Annotated in this window: 10 protein-coding genes and 1 tRNA gene; 7 read left to right on the plus strand and 4 right to left on the minus strand. The window is 60.5% G+C overall.

Features of this window, described 5'->3' with window-relative positions:
• Positions 1-39: 39 nt before the first annotated feature.
• From AACZ65_RS10905 to AACZ65_RS10915, 3 genes are read right to left on the minus strand one after another with little or no spacing between them, the layout of a single operon-like run.
• Entirely contained in the window at positions 40-687 is a 648-nt protein-coding gene (locus tag AACZ65_RS10905) for a response regulator transcription factor (protein ID WP_339670734.1), read from the minus strand.
• On the minus strand, positions 684-2111 hold the full coding sequence (locus AACZ65_RS10910) for a cache domain-containing protein (RefSeq protein WP_339670736.1): 1428 nt from the start codon (positions 2109-2111) through the stop codon (positions 684-686). Before AACZ65_RS10910 ends, AACZ65_RS10905 begins: the two co-directional genes overlap by 4 nt.
• 47 nt (positions 2112-2158) lie before the next feature.
• Positions 2159-3421: a SulP family inorganic anion transporter gene (locus AACZ65_RS10915; RefSeq protein WP_339670738.1), complete on the minus strand. Its 1263-nt coding sequence runs from the start codon at positions 3419-3421 to the stop codon at positions 2159-2161.
• Between the two features lie 245 nt (positions 3422-3666).
• Between AACZ65_RS10915 and AACZ65_RS10920 the strand changes: the two genes are divergently transcribed.
• The 5 genes from AACZ65_RS10920 (at position 3667) to AACZ65_RS10940 (ending at position 9568) form a co-directional block, all read left to right on the plus strand.
• Positions 3667-4752 (plus strand): TRAP transporter substrate-binding protein, encoded by a 1086-nt coding sequence (locus AACZ65_RS10920; RefSeq protein ID WP_037270910.1) that lies wholly within the window; start codon positions 3667-3669, stop codon positions 4750-4752.
• Positions 4753-4854: 102 nt separating this feature from the next.
• On the plus strand, positions 4855-5745 hold the full coding sequence (locus AACZ65_RS10925) for a TRAP transporter small permease subunit (RefSeq protein ID WP_339670740.1): 891 nt from the start codon (positions 4855-4857) through the stop codon (positions 5743-5745).
• 14 nt (positions 5746-5759) lie between these two features.
• On the plus strand, positions 5760-8117 hold the full coding sequence (locus AACZ65_RS10930) for a TRAP transporter large permease subunit (protein ID WP_339670741.1): 2358 nt from the start codon (positions 5760-5762) through the stop codon (positions 8115-8117).
• Positions 8118-8292: 175 nt separating this feature from the next.
• A tRNA-Ser gene (locus tag AACZ65_RS10935) sits at positions 8293-8382 on the plus strand.
• Between the two features lie 349 nt (positions 8383-8731).
• Positions 8732-9568 carry a DUF3883 domain-containing protein gene (locus AACZ65_RS10940; RefSeq protein ID WP_339670742.1) on the plus strand — a complete coding sequence of 279 codons (837 nt, stop codon included), beginning with the start codon at positions 8732-8734 and terminating at the stop codon, positions 9566-9568.
• A 62-nt stretch (positions 9569-9630) separates the two neighbouring features.
• Here AACZ65_RS10940 and AACZ65_RS10945 read toward each other — a convergent pair whose 3' ends face one another.
• Positions 9631-10839: an NAD(P)/FAD-dependent oxidoreductase gene (locus AACZ65_RS10945; protein WP_339670743.1), complete on the minus strand. Its 1209-nt coding sequence runs from the start codon at positions 10837-10839 to the stop codon at positions 9631-9633.
• A 531-nt stretch (positions 10840-11370) separates the two neighbouring features.
• Here AACZ65_RS10945 and AACZ65_RS10950 point away from each other — a divergent pair.
• Together AACZ65_RS10950 and AACZ65_RS10955 are read left to right on the plus strand one after the other, a co-directional pair.
• Positions 11371-13566 (plus strand): VWD domain-containing protein, encoded by a 2196-nt coding sequence (locus AACZ65_RS10950; RefSeq protein WP_339670745.1) that lies wholly within the window; start codon positions 11371-11373, stop codon positions 13564-13566.
• Between the two features lie 313 nt (positions 13567-13879).
• Positions 13880-14767, plus strand: a complete 888-nt coding sequence (locus tag AACZ65_RS10955; protein WP_339670747.1) for a LysR family transcriptional regulator — start codon at positions 13880-13882, stop codon at positions 14765-14767.
• The last annotated feature ends 7 nt before the right edge of the window (positions 14768-14774 follow it).

Consider the following 14774-nt stretch of genomic DNA (forward strand, 5'->3'; position numbering starts at 1 on the left):
CGGGGGTTTGGGGGCTGGCCCCCAATCTGGTCGCTCGGATCAGAGCCGGACGCCCGTGCCCTGCAACACGCCATGTTCCAGCGCATAGCGGGTAAGCCCCGCGGTCGAGGCGATGCCGAGTTTGCGCTTGATGTTCTTGCGGTGGGTCTCGACCGTCCGCACGGAAATATCGAGCGCTTGCGCCACGTCTTTATTGGATTTGCCTTGGGCCAGTTGCAGCAGGATCGTCTGTTCGCGGTTGGTGAGTTGTTCACGCTCGGGGTTCTCATAAGGCGCGAGCGAGCCCTTGGCCCCGGTGCAGAGATAGCGTTGACCGCTCATCACCGCGTCGATGGCGCGCTTGATCTCATCCGTCGGCACGTCCTTGAGCACATAGCCCGCCGCGCCATGGCTGAGCGCCGAAGAGATATATTCGGGGCTGTCATGCATGCTGAGGATCAGGATGCGGGTGTCAGGGCATTTTTCAAGGATGATTTCGGTTGTGGTCAGCCCGCCCAACCCCGGCATGTTGAGGTCGAGCAGGATCACATCGGGGGCAAGCGCTTCGACCCGGTCAATAATCGCCTGACCGTTGCCCAGCGTGGCCAGGATTTCCACGTCATCATAGCTTTCGAGAATGGACTGGATGCCTTCGGCCACCATCGGGTGGTCGTCCACGATCACGATCCGGATGGGTTTGGGGCTCATGCGCGGGCCTTTTCCTTGGGGTTTGGCCGCTCTTGTGGCGGCAAAAGGTGGGTGAGCGGCACGGTGGCCTCGATCGTTGTGCCGGTCTTGCCCGAGATCACGGTGAGGGTCCCGTCGAGTTGTTCGACCCGTTCCTGCATATTGCGCAGGCCAAGCCCGCCACCGGGCGTGCCCGAAGGTTTGGCGCGGTCGAGGCCACAACCGTTATCAGCGATACGCAAGGTAGCCCCGCGCGCATGGCCGCGCACATCAACGGTGACGCGGGTGGCACCAGAGTGACGCTCGATATTGGTAAAGGCCTCTTGCGCCACGCGGTAGAGCGCGATCTTGGCCTCGTCATCCAGCCGGTTGCGAAACACCACTGTACTGAACTCGGTCACAATGCCGGTGCGTTTGCCAAATTCTTCGGCCAGCGTCTTGAGCGCGGGGCCAAGGCCCAGATCATCGAGGACACCGGGACGCAGGTCACGGCTGATGCGGCGCACCTCCTGGATGGCACCCGAGAGGTGCGTGATACCACGCTCCAGCGTATCGGCGGCGCGTGCGTCCCCCGCCGCCAATCGTCGCTTGGCAGTGTCGAGGGCGTAGCGGACGCCAACGAGGATTTGGCTGATGCCGTCATGCAGCTCGCGTGCGACGCGGCCGCGTTCCTCTTCTTGTGCGTCAAACACGCGTTGGGTCAGTTTCTTGAGCTTGGCGTCGGCAAGGCGGCGCTCGCGGATATTGATGAACAGGCCCGAGACGAACACGAGCAATAGCGCCGCCAGCATCGCCGCGCCGATGTAAAAGAAGGTGCGTTCCACCCGCGCCTCGACCTGTCGGCGCGAGGCGGTAACAGTGGCCACAACATCGTCGATGAAAACACCGGTGCCAACAGCCCAGCGCCAATCCTGAAGCCCGATCACATATGTCACCATCTGCGCGCGCTCGCCGGTTGAAGGCTTGGGCCACTCATAGCTGTGATAGCCGCCGCCGCTGCGCGCAAGGCGGATCAATTCATCTGTGATGGGTTGGCCGCCATCATCCTCAAGCCCCGTCCAGTTGCGGCCAATGAGTTCGGTGCGGCGCGGGCTGACGAGATTGGTGCCGTCATAGTCGAACACAAAGAAATAGCCGTCCTGTCCGTAGAGCATGCCCGCGAGGATCTGGGTGACCTGTTCCATCGCGGTTTCGTCATTGGGGGCCGCACGCCCATAGATGTTCACAAAGGCGGTGCGGGCGATGGAGAGGTAATTCTTGAGTTCGGCGCGCTTGGCCTCGATCAGTTGCGCCTCGAGTGTTTCGATCTCGCGTTCCGCCAATTGGCGCGACTGCAGCGTGACCACGACTGAAATCGCCACTGCCGTGAGGATCAGCGGCAGGGTGGCGACCAGAAAGAGCTTTTGGCCGTAATTCAGCCGGATGCGAGCGAGCAAGCGTTGCATGGATCAGCGATAGGGCCAAATGCGCGCCATTTCCAGCGTCTCGTGTTTCAATGCTCTGGCGGGTGCCAATCGGCGGGCGGCACATCCCGGCGACGCAGGCGTAGTGCCAGGCCCAAGGCCACACCGACCCCGATGGCGACCGTCAGGTCGGCCAGCACGGTGAGAATGAGGGTGAGCAAGAGCAGAACCCGATCCGAGGGGTGGTCGGCCATATAGCTACGCCATTTGTGCGGCTCAGACATATTCCACGCGATCAGCATCAAGAGACCGGCAAGGGCGGGCATGGCAAAATAGCCTGCGAGCGGGGCCGCGAGCAGCATCACCAGCAGGATCACGAGCGCATGAACCATACCCGCCACCGGCGTGCGCCCGCCTGCGCGCACATTGGTAGCGGTGCGGGCAATTGCGCCGGTGGCTGGCAGCCCGCCAAAGAGCGCCGAGCCGATATTTGCCACGCCATTGCCGATCACCTCGGCGTTGGGTTGGGATTTGTCGCCGATCATCCGGTCTGCAACGGCCGCAGAGAGCAGCGATTCCACCCCCGCCAGAAAGGCGATGATGAGGGCCGACGGCAGCAGGTCGATCATCCGCTCAAGGCTGAGATGCGGGATGCTGGGCAAGTTGGGTGTGTTGGGCAGAGGCCCAAAGCGCGACAGGAGCGTGTCAACCGGCAGGTGCCACAGCGCCACGGCGGCGGAGGTGAGGCCAACCGCCACGATCAGGCCCGGATAGCGCGGGGCTGCGCGGCGCAGAACCACGATGAGCACCATGGTTGTCAGGCCGATCACCAGCGCTTGCGGGTTGAACGTGTCTCGGGCGTGCCAGAGCGCTTCGATCTTCTCAAGAAATTCAGCCGGCAGGCTTTCGGTGCTGAGGCCGAGAAAGTCCTTGATCTGGCTGGTGGCGATGATGATGGCGATGCCTATGGTAAAGCCGTTGATCACCGCCTCGGGGATATGGCGCACCAGGCTTCCCGCACGCAATCGGCCCGCGACCACCAGGATCACGCCGGCCATAAGTGTGGCGATGATCAGCCCGTCCTGCCCGTGTTCGGAAATGACGCCGTAAACCACGACGATGAAAGCACCGGTCGGGCCGCCGATCTGCACCCGGCTGCCACCCAAGGCCGAAATGAGAAAGCCGGCAATGATCGCCGTTGTCAGCCCCGAGGCTGGGTCTGCGCCCGACGCGATGGCGATGGCGATGCTGAGCGGCAGCGCCACCATGGCCACGCTGATACCTGCGAAGAGGTCCGCACGAAACAGGGCGCCGGTGTAGCCCGGGAGGGTGGAAAAGATTTTGGGTGTCATGCGCGAATCTCAACACCCGCGCCGATCCGGTTTCAAGCACAAAGCGCGGGCTGCGTGCACAATTGCATGCAAAGACCTGTCTAGACCCCGAAAATCATCACGAAAAGTTTGCACCTCGCCCCGGTTTCTACGCAGTAGTCGGTATTTGCAGATGCAGAACCCGTCGTTAAGGTCTGCCCACTACACAGGATCCGGGTGCTGTCAGAGAGGTGGCGGCACTGTCACAATAATGGGGAGGAAACCACATGGATCGTCGCTCTTTTCTGAAAAACACCGCTTTGGGTGGCGGGGCTGCTGTTGCCGCGTCGACGCTGGCGGCACCGCTCTATGCGCAGGGCGTGCGCAATCTGACCATGGTCACGACATGGGGTCGGGGCCTTGCGGGCGTGTTTGACGCCGCACAGCGCGCCGCCGACAACATCAACGGCATGGCCGATGGCAGCATCGTGATCGACGTCAAGGGTGCCGGTGAACTGGTGGGCGCGTTCGAGGTGTTCGACGCCGTAACCGCCGGGCAGGCAGATATGTATCACGGGGCCGATTACTATTTCGTCGGTCAGCATCCCGCCTATGCGTTCTTTACATCGGTGCCCTTCGGCATGACCGCGCAGGAACTGGTGAATTGGTACTACCACGACGGCGGTGCTGCGTTCCATGACGAGCTGGGTCAGATCTTTGGTCTCAAGTCTTTCCTCGCAGGTAACACGGGCGCGCAGGCCGGTGGCTGGTTCTCGAAAGAGATCAACGGTCCCGAGGATTTCAACGGTCTCAAATTCCGCATGCCCGGTCTGGGCGGCAAAGCGCTGGGCAAACTGGGCGCATCGGTTCAGAACATTCCGGGTGCCGAAGTCTATCAGGCGCTTGCATCCGGCGCGATTGACGGCACCGAGTGGATCGGTCCCTGGGCCGATGAAAAGGCCGGGTTCCAGGAGATCACCAAGTTCTATTACACCGCCGGTTTCCACGAGCCGGGTGCGGGTCTGTCGATCGGCATGAACCGCGAAGTGTTCGAGAGCCTGACCCCTGCCCAGCAGAAGATGGTCGAGATCGGCTGCGCCGAGGCGCATCAGTGGAACCTCGCCCAGTTCCTGTCCAACAACTCGTCGGCCCTGCAGCGTCTGCAATCCAACGGCGTCAAGACGCTGGAATTCCCCGACAGCGTCTGGGATGCGTTCGGGCAGGCGTCCGATGCCGTGCATCAGGAGAACATGGGCGACGAGATCTACAAGCGCGTCTATGACAGCTACATGGCGTCGCTGAAATCGTCTTCGGCTTGGATCAACAAGTCGGACGGTGCCTACACCGCGCAACGCGACCGCGTTCTGGGCTGATCCCCGGCGAATGGTTTGATTGGCAGGTCCCGTATGCCGGGGCCTGCCGCTACCGAATGACGGGCCGCGCGGGCCCGCAGCACCGCGCGTGAGGGGGACAGGATGCTGGACGCAATTCTCTGGATTTTCCAGAATATCGGCATGGCCTTTTACAATCTGGCCTATGCCCTCAGCCATCCCGCAAGCTGGCTGAATTGGTCCGACAAAGAGGCGATCATGCGGGTCGTTTATTATGGCGGCTCGGTTGAATTCTTTTTTGTGGTCTTCACGGTGTTTCTGGTGGTTACCGCCGTGGGCATCTGGAAAAACGAATTCATGTGGGGCTGTGTGCGCGGGTTGGAGGGAATGGCCAACACGGTCGGCCGTTTTGCTGCTTGGGCCGGGCTGATCATGGTGATCCAACAGATACTAATTGTATTTATTCAGCGTATCTTTGCCCGTCCCGATATGGTGTTCGGCATCGGTATTCCGCTACAGTTCGACATCAGTTGGTATTCCGAAGAACTCAAGCTCTACAACGCGCTGATCGTCACTCTCTGCGCTACATACACCTTTGTCCAAGGCGGGCATGTGCGGGTGGACCTGATCTATGCCCCTGTGAGCCATGCCACCAAAAAGATCATCGACATGGCGGGCAGTCTGATTTTCATGATGCCGATGGCGGTGTTGACGTGGATGTATGGCTGGTTCTTCATGTGGCGGCACCTGATCGTGCCGAACCCTTCGGCCAGCGAACCGCTGGAACGTCTTTTGATGAAGTCCCGCGCGTTGCGCTGGAATGTGGAAACCATCGGGTTCAGCCCCAACGGGTTCAACGGGTACTTTCTGTTCAAGGTGTTGCTAGTGCTCTTTGCAGGCATGGTGTTCCTGCATGCCATGGCGTTTTTCTGGCGCTCTTATCTGGAATTCAAGGAAGGCCCCGACAGTCTGGGCAAATACCTCGACCGCGACACGCTGGGCGAGGGTGAAGAAGCCTTTGAAGGCACACATTAAAGGGGCAGGGACCAATGCTATTCGGACTGGACGGCGTCGAGATCGGGCTGATCATCGTATTCTTGTGCCTCTTTGGGGGTATTCTATCAGGCTTTCCCGTGGCCTTTGCCATTGGCGGCGCGGGGGTTGTGGCATTTGGCATTATTGCCGGGTTGGACAGCGCGGGTCTGCTCATCCATCAGGCGATCGACACAACGAGCGAAGCCTATAATTCCGTTCTGGCGAGCGGTGTGCGGCCCGATGCCATTTCGATCTTTCGCTATCCGGATTTGCCGCGCGCGGCGCAGCCGGTATTCCCGCTGGGCTGGGAGGTGGCGCTGGATCGCAATGTGTCCTTTCTTGTGAACCGCATCAACGAGCGGGTACTGGCGGGCGCGTCGATCGAGACGCTGCTGGCGGTTCTGATGTTCGTGATGATGGGGATCACCCTGGAGCGCTCCAAGATCGCCAATGATCTCTTGACCACCATGGCGCGGGTTTTTGGCCCGCTGCCGGGCGGTCTGGCGGTGTCGGTCGTGGTGGTTGGAACCTTCCTTGCGGCCTCGACAGGGATCGTGGGGGCCACGGTGGTAACAATGGGCCTTTTGAGCCTGCCCACGATGCTGCGCGCCGGCTATAGTCCGCAACTGGCGACTGGCGTCATCGCGGCGTCGGGCACGCTAGGCCAGATCATTCCGCCCTCGATTGTGATCGTGCTCTTGGGGACTTTGGCGGGCGATCTCTATTCCGTGGCGCAGGAAAACCGGGCGCTGGCGGTGGGGTGCTCGGACGCACTGACCTATTTGGGAGAGCCGGCGGTGGTGTCGGTGGGCACGCTCTTTCAGGCGGCGCTGTTGCCGGGCGTGATGCTGGCGTTGCTCTATGGGCTTTATGCATTCGGGTATGCCTTGGTGAACCCGTCCAAGGCCCCGGCTGTGCAGATCGCCGGGGGCGGGCGCGGTGAGGTGATCACCCGTGGTGAGGGGTTCACGTGGTTTCTGGGTGTACCGACTGCGCTGATTGCCGGAGTGATGTTGCTCTCGACCTTGGGTATGGTCGGCAGTCAAAACCTGATCGTGGACAGCTTCAGCGATCAGGGTAAATCCGCGTCATTGCGCACCAATGTAAGCGCCGAATGTCAGGCGGCCATGATCGAGTTGCACGGGCAGTCGAAATGGGATGCGGCCGTGGCTGAACAACAGACGATTGACGCAGCAGGTGGCGTCACCGCGAGTGTGCGCCTGACGCCAGAAGAGATCGATGCGTTGCGCCTGCAAAAAGAGGCAGACGCAGCCCCGATCGGCACTGGTGTGGCCACGCTGATGGTGATGCTGGGCATGACGCTGGCCGTGGCGCGGGGCGTTTCCCCGTCCGCAAATCCGGCGCCGCTCTTGATCGGGGCGCTTGGGATCGTGTTGGGGATATTGGTTGATATTACGCTCATCCGTCCCTCAACCTCGTCTGGGGTGACGGTCTTGCTCTTGGCCATACCTCTGGCCATGGCCTGCTATGGCTGCGCCCACGGCGCAGCGCGGATGGCCAAGAACGAACTGATCCGCGTGGTCTTTCCGCCCCTCGTGCTGATTGTCGCGGTCCTGGGGTCGATCCTGGGCGGGATAACCAACCCGACCCCGGCAGCGGCACTGGGCGCTGGTGGGGCCATAATGCTCGCGGCCTATCGCAAGCTGCGCGATCAGGATCGGTCCCCCAAGATCATCATCCTGGCCACGCTGGCGGTGGTGCTGTCGATCCTGATCGGTATCAACTTTGATCTTCGGATCAATCAGGACGGGGTCAGCTTTGAATCCTGGGTTGCGTTCTTCTTTGCCTATGCCGCCTATCTTTACGCTGTTTTTGGCCTCTTGTTTGCGTGTTGGGTGCTTTATTCCGGTGGCGTTCTGACGCCCGTGGTGCGTGAAACGGCAAAGGTCACGAGCATGGTGTTTACCATCCTGATCGGCTCGCAGCTTCTCAACCTCGTGGTCATCAGTTTTGGGGGCGAGCATTACATCCAGGAATTTCTCAAGAGCTTTGACAACGAGCTCAAGGTTTTCCTGATTGTGATGCTGGTGCTTTTCGTGCTGGGTTTCGTGCTCGATTTCCTAGAGATCATCTATATCGTGATCCCCATCGTGGGGCCGGTGATCTATGGCGGAACGTTTGATCCGAAATGGGTGACGATCATGATCGCGGTCAATCTTCAGACCTCGTTTCTGACGCCGCCTTTTGGGTTCGCGCTGTTCTACCTGCGCGGGGTGGCCCCCAAAGAGGTTACAACCGGCCATATCTATCGCGGCGTGATCCCTTTCGTGCTGATCCAGCTTGGGGCACTTGGCCTTTTGTGGTTCGTCCCATCGATTGTCACGATTGTGCCCGCCTTGATGGCAAACTGAGGCTGCGCCGTGCCCTGCGGAGATGATCCGCAGGCCCCGGCGCCGGATGTGCATAGGTCTGGCCGCCCCCGGTTTGGGGCGGCTTTGACCTTTTTCGGTACAGGCACAAAGGATCGGATAAACAGTCGAAATTTTGCCTTGTAACTCTCCCACAGGGGCGGCTATACGCGTCAACGGAGCTGTGGCCGAGTGGTCGAAGGCGCTCCCCTGCTAAGGGAGTAGGCCCGGAAGGGTCTCGTGGGTTCGAATCCCATCGGCTCCGCCACTTGCACATTGCAAACCCGAAAACAGGTCCCTCGCGGGGCCTTTTTCTTTATGTGCCAATGGGGTTTGCGAAGGCCATCCGCGCGTCGGAGACTGGCCAGCTGCGTGAGATCGGTCTCCGAACGCCCACCGTCCCTTTCCACCCGCCCTCAGCTCTCGGCGAGACGGGTTCAAAACCCCCATAGATTTCAAAGAACTGACCGGATCGCGCTGCGCCCGTGTCTCGCTGGTCCCGGCTTGTCTCAAAGCAGATGGAGACGCGACACGGGCGGCGTAGTCGTTGGTATGTCTTGGGAGTTTTGCGCGAAGTCTCTGATGACAAACGAAGTTTCAGCCACTAGCCTGGCGCAATGTCGAACGGGCCTTGGACAGATCACGAGAACGACCTGATCGTCGCGGATTACTTCGCGATGTTGGCCGACGACGTCTCTGGTCGCCGCTACAACAAGGCCGAGCATCGACGGGCGCTACTGCCGTTGTTGAACGATCGGTCCGAGGGATCGGTCGAATTCAAGCACCAGAACATCAGCGCCGTGCTGAAGGGGCTGGGTGAGGACTGGATCTCGGGCTACAAGCCCGCCTTCAATTTTCAGATGACGCTGGTGGATGCCGTGGCACGATGGCTGGCGCTAAACCCGGCATGGCTCGGACGCCATTCGGGTACCAGAACGCCGACAGGCCTCGCGGAGGCGCGGCCGATCTGGATCGGGCCGCCGCCCACGTTGTCGAACCAGCCGCCTCCGCAGGAGCTGGAGCAGATGCAGCATATCGCCCGCAAATTCGATGTCGCGGCGAGAGACGAGCGAAACCGCGCCCTCGGCCGTGCCGGAGAGGAGTGCGTCCTAGCGCATGAGCGTGCATCCCTGAAATCAGCGGGCCGCGACGATCTTGCGCGCAAGGTCAGGTGGGTATCGGAGGAGGACGGCGATGGTGCGGGCTACGATATCGCCAGCTTCGCGCCGGATGGCCGCCCACGTCTGATCGAGGTGAAGACGACGAATGGCTGGGAGCGCACGCCTTTCCATATCAGCCGCAATGAGCTGGCTGTGGCCGAGGAACGGCGTTCGGAATGGTCGCTGTTTAGGCTTTGGAACTTCGCGCGCGAGCCGAAGGCGTTCGAGCTGCATCCGCCGCTGGACGCGCATGTCTCGCTGACCGCGACGTCCTTTCAGGCGAGTTTTCATTGAATACTATAGCAGTTCCTTTGCGCCGCTTGATCGTCTTCAAAGGTTTATAAAGCTTCACGGTCCTATCCATGGCTATTCTTGCCGGAAATCTCGGTTAAGAATCTGCGAGGCAGTAGAGGCAAATCTGCGCCGCGTATTGGTGGCAGCAGGTCACCTCGAACCAGCGAGGTCAGCGTCCATGAGATCGGTGGCAGTATGCTTGCCGGGAAGAGGAGTGTGTCGCGCAGCCAGGGCAGCAGACGGCTCTCACTCTGATAGAGCGGTGTGAACACCCGGCTGGCAAGCTGATAAAGACCCACATGCCGGTGGCGGGAAGCCGCGTAGCGCTCCAATGCGGTCGTGGGCGGTTCGTGCTCAAGCCAATGGGCCAAGGCAAAGGCGTCGAGCAGGGCCATGTTGGCCCCTTGGCCCAACTGTGGGCTCGCGCGATGCGCGGCATCCCCGATAAAGGCTGTGCCGGGCCCAATCGGGCGCGTCAGGGTGCCGTGGCTATAGCGGGCCATTGTCATTCGCTCGGGTGCGTCGATCTGTGCAACAAACGGGGCCAAGGCTGGCCAGAGGTCGCAGGCTTCGGCTTTCCAGGCCGCGAGACCCCGGTCGAGCCATTCGGCGTGCCCATCATGGGGCAAAAGCCAGAACAGCGCGGCCTTGGGGATGTCATCGCCGGGCATGCGCCCGACGGGTAGTATGCCGGTCATGCGATTGGCCTGCCGATAGCGTTGGGTCAGCATGTCGGAGGGCAGAGCGCCGTCAACCCAATCCACGGTTCCCCAAATTGCGCCAAAAGCCAGAGGGCGGGCGGCAAGCGGTGAAAGCAATGAGCCGGCACCGGAGGAATCTATGATGAGATCAAACACCTCCGACCGCCCACCGTTTTCGAAGTGAAGCTGTCCATCCTTCTGCGCGATGACCTTGCGATCCGTATGCAGGGTTGGCCCGCTTGTCATCGCCGCCTTGAACAGCAGGTCGAACACAGCGGCCCGGTGTATTCCGAGCCCGGGTTGCGCGCCGTAGCGTGTGTCAAGCACGCGACGTCCACTGCGCGCAGAATGTCCAAGCAGCCTTGATATCGGGGCGCCCATGTCTCGCGCCGCGTCTCCAAGCCCCATGTGATCGAGAACCGCCAGCCCGACGGGTTGAAGCATGAGCCCAGAGCCGACAGGCGCCGGTTCTGTGAATTGATCAAAGATGGAGACGGAATGATTTTGTCGGCGCAGCAATAGTGTGCATGCCAAACCGCCAATGCCCGCGCCGACGACTGCGATCTGCATAGAGCTTTCTCCTGAATGTCGGGGACACCAATCATTAGAAAGGAAAAGGATCAATGGTTTAACACCAAAAATTCAACTGGCGTGACGTCTGTGGCCCCGCGTTCCGGCACGGCGCGTCGGATCACTACCCGGCAAGCCTCAGGGGCGGTGGTTACGATGGGCTTGCTCTCGCCAAGGGTCTCTGGTGCGAAAGTCCCGCTTGCCCGGAGCATGCCTGATAGTGTCATGCAACAGCGCTGCGCACCTGTGGCAAACGGCGGAATTTTCCCACGCGGTCATCTCACGCGCCGCTTGATTTCACGGTTTCGTGATGTCTATGCTTTTGCATAGTATCAGCCAGCAGAGCACCCGGGTTCTCAGTGAGTGGTTCACATCATCCATCCCACTGTGTGCATTGCATTTTGGCGCGCAGGGGGCGGTGTCGGGTGTTTGTCGGTTGAGTGGTGGAGTGTGTCGGTCCGGCGTGCCTCAGTCATTGGCCTGTGCGGACAAGATTTATGAGAATACCCTATTATTGAAATGGAGCCCTGAATGTTTCCCGACTCATTTGACGTGACCAGCCTCGATGATCTGACCGCACTGAATGGTCAATTGCTGACGGCACTGACCTTTCTCAACGATCAGGATCTGAGCAATGCGCTTGCTGTCGATCCCGAGACCATCACGGTTGGAGAATACCTTGCCTTGCTCGACGCGGCAGAGGCGAGCCTGCTGAACACGGACTTCAGCTTTCTGCTCAGCGTGATCCCCACGATCCGCGCCCAACTCTCGGCGATACTGACGCCGGATCTCATACCGGACGGGCTGAGTGTGCAGGAGGTCATCGATCAGTCGATCGGTGTTCTGGAAGACATTGCCGCGGGCGATGTCAGCATCCTGACCGTTGGTTTTGCCGCGATCCGGGCCGTGTTTGAGGGGGTGCCCGCGGATACCTTGCTGCTGGATGCTTTCGATTTTACAGGGCCGGGCAATCCTGACATCGTCGACGCCTTTCTTGACCTCTTGCCGCAGTTTTCGACCGATGCCCTGCCGGGATGGGTCTCTGGTGATCCGCATCTCAAGACCCTGGATGGGGTGGATTACGATTTCCAGGCGGCGGGTGAGTTCGTTCTGTTGCAATCCACCGATGCGCAGGGCTTTGCCTTGCAGGCGCGGATGGTTCCGGTGGGCGAGAATGTCAGCGTCAATCAGGCGATTGCCACCAATCTCGATGGCACGCCGGTGATGATCGACGCGGCGGATGCGGAACCGCTGCACGTGAATGGCGTGGCGGTTGCTCTGGCGGATGGATCGGCGCTTGATGTGGGCGAGGGGCGCATTTACCGGCGCGGAGATGTTTACACCATTGTCTATCCCGGCGCGGATGGTGTGATCGGCAATGGCGACAGTCAGGTTGTCGTGCGGGTACGGGATGATCGCCTCGACCTCGACGTGCGTCTGAACGCCGAGCTGCTCGGATCGCTTGAGGGGTTGCTTGGCGATGGTGACGGCAACCCCGACAATGACATTGCGCAGGCTGATGGCACCGTTCTCGCACGGCCCTTGGTCTTCTCGGAGCTTTATGGCGCTTATCGCGACGATTGGCGGGTCAGCAATCTTGGGGACAGCCTCTTTACCTACGACGCGGGCGAGAGCCCGGATGGGTTCTTTCAGTCGGATTTCCCCGGTGCGATTGTCTCGCTTGACACGCTTGATCCCGGAGTTCTTGCCGCTGCGCGCGATGCAGCGCTTGCCGCGGGATTGCAAGAGGACAGCGCGGCCTTCGACAATGCGGTGCTGGATTTTGCCCTTACCAATGACGAGAGTTTCCTGACCTCGGCGCTTGAGGTGCCTCTGGCCAGTGTCGGCACCGAATTGGCCGATACATTGATTGGCAACGCAGGCGATGACGTGCTGCGTGGTCTGGGGGGTGATGATGGTGTGTTCGGTCAGTCTGGCAATGATATTCTCGACGGAGGAGATGGGAATGACTCGATTGCCGGGGCGGATGGCAATGACCTGATCTCCGGGGGGACCGGTAACGACAACATCGGCGGCGGTCTGGGGAATGACACCATCGACGGTGGCGATGGGGATGACATCATCGGCGGTGGCTTTGGCGCGGACAGCATCACGGGCGGCGCGGGCAATGACGTGGTGGCAGGCGGCGCCGATAATGACACGCTCTCGGGCGGCGACGGCAATGACAGCATGTCGGGCAGTTTCGGCACTGACCTGATCGACGCGGGCGATGGCAATGACGACATCGGCGGCGGCACCGGGCGCGACACGATTGATGCAGGGGCCGGTAACGATAGCGTCGGTGGCGGCGAAGGCGATGACGATATCTTTGGCGGCGATGGCAATGATTTCCTTGCGGGCGGTGGCCGGGATGACCTGATCGACGGCGGGGCTGGCAATGACACGATCAATGCAGGCGCGGGCAATGACCAGATCACCGGCGGCAGCGGCGCGGATCAATTCGTTTTCGCCTCCTTCTTTGACGGCGAGGCGGATGTCATCACCGATTTCGAGGATGGTATCGACAGCTTCTTCATCCGCCGCGTAGACCCGGATACGGGCGAGACCAATATCACCAACGGTGGCAACGGCCTTGCCGGGTTCGTGGCGGCGATGAACATCATCGACACGGAGGCTGGCGCGCAGATGACCGTGAACGGCAATACGATCCTTGTCGAGGGCATCACGGCGGCGCAGCTGACCGTGGATGATTTCCAGTTCCTGTGAGACCTTTTGAACCCGCCAGCGCAGCCTGGCGGGTTCTTTCTGCAACGGTGGTGGGGGGCAGTTTGAAAGGTGTACTGTCGGAAATCACGTTCCGCTCCAGAGAAAATCTTGGAAAATTGAGTACCTCTTTAAATCGAAATCTTTCTGAATCAAATAGTTGGAGAAGTTTGGCGCTCTGTCCGAAGCGGATAGGTTTCAGGCACTGCTTGGTGCTGTGCGGGCAGGGAATCGACGCTCGATCAAGCAGGCTTGCAAGGGGGGATTCATTTGTGATTTCTATTGAATCTCGTAAAATTCATTTGCTGAGGCCATCATGATCGACAAGCTGGAGATGTTCATCGCGGTGGCGCAAGAGGGGCATTTTGGCCGTGCGGCGGTGCGGGTCGGGATCACGCAACCCTCACTCTCGGCGGGGATCAAACAGCTTGAGGAGCAGTTGGGCGTGCAGCTCATTTTTCGGGGCTCGCGCTATGGTGGCCTGACACCCGAAGGGCAGGCAACACTGGTCTGGGCGCGACGGATCGTCGGGGACGCGCGGCAATTACGGGAGGAAATGCGCGCTAAACGGCATGGCTTGTCCGGCCAGTTGCGCATTGCGGCCATTCCCACTGCGCTGACATGGGCGGCGCGACTCTGCCATCGTTTCAACGCCAAGCATCCCAAGGTGCGGTTCACGATCCTGTCGCGGACCTCTATCGAGATCCTGTCGATGCTCGACAATCTCGAGATTGATGCGGGCATTTCCTATCTCGACAACGAGCCGATGGGTCGCGTCAGCATGGAGCCGCTTTATGAAGAACGTTATATGCTGGTCTGCGCCAAGGGTGCGCGTTTTGCCGGGTGCGAGAGCGTGGGGTGGGATGAACTGTCCGGGGAGCGGCTCTGTTTGCTGACGCCCGACATGCAAAATCGCCGGATCATCAATCGTAATTTTGCTGCCGTCGAGGTGACGCCAGAGGCGTGGATCGAATCGAATTCGACCGTCGTTCTGATGGCCACGGTCGAGGCCGGGGGCTGGGTTACGGTTCTGCCCGAGGATGCCGCTCGGTTCCATGCCAGCGGCAAGAATGTGGACCTGATTCCGTTGATTGGGTCTGAACCCGCGCATTCGGTGGGCTTGGTGGCCCCCTGGCGCGAGCCGCATACGCCTGTGTTGGAGAGCCTCTTGCGCGAGGCGCGGCGACTTGGTGCTGACGTTTGATAGGTGA

Origin of the sequence: uncultured Roseovarius sp. (assembly GCF_963972555.1) — a bacterium.
In the GTDB taxonomy this organism is placed as follows: domain Bacteria; phylum Pseudomonadota; class Alphaproteobacteria; order Rhodobacterales; family Rhodobacteraceae; genus Roseovarius; species Roseovarius mucosus.

Coding starts and splice junctions, on each gene's coding strand:
- AACZ65_RS10925 (WP_339670740.1), top strand. CDS start 4,855: ATGCTGGACGCAATTCTCTGGATTTTCCAGAATATCGGCATGGCCTTT.
- AACZ65_RS10940 (WP_339670742.1), top strand. CDS start 8,732: ATGTCGAACGGGCCTTGGACAGATCACGAGAACGACCTGATCGTCGCG.
- AACZ65_RS10950 (WP_339670745.1), top strand. CDS start 11,371: ATGTTTCCCGACTCATTTGACGTGACCAGCCTCGATGATCTGACCGCA.
- AACZ65_RS10910 (WP_339670736.1), bottom strand. CDS start 2,111: ATGCAACGCTTGCTCGCTCGCATCCGGCTGAATTACGGCCAAAAGCTC.
- AACZ65_RS10905 (WP_339670734.1), bottom strand. CDS start 687: ATGAGCCCCAAACCCATCCGGATCGTGATCGTGGACGACCACCCGATG.
- AACZ65_RS10955 (WP_339670747.1), top strand. CDS start 13,880: ATGATCGACAAGCTGGAGATGTTCATCGCGGTGGCGCAAGAGGGGCAT.
- AACZ65_RS10920 (WP_037270910.1), top strand. CDS start 3,667: ATGGATCGTCGCTCTTTTCTGAAAAACACCGCTTTGGGTGGCGGGGCT.
- AACZ65_RS10930 (WP_339670741.1), top strand. CDS start 5,760: ATGCTATTCGGACTGGACGGCGTCGAGATCGGGCTGATCATCGTATTC.
- AACZ65_RS10915 (WP_339670738.1), bottom strand. CDS start 3,421: ATGACACCCAAAATCTTTTCCACCCTCCCGGGCTACACCGGCGCCCTG.
- AACZ65_RS10945 (WP_339670743.1), bottom strand. CDS start 10,839: ATGCAGATCGCAGTCGTCGGCGCGGGCATTGGCGGTTTGGCATGCACA.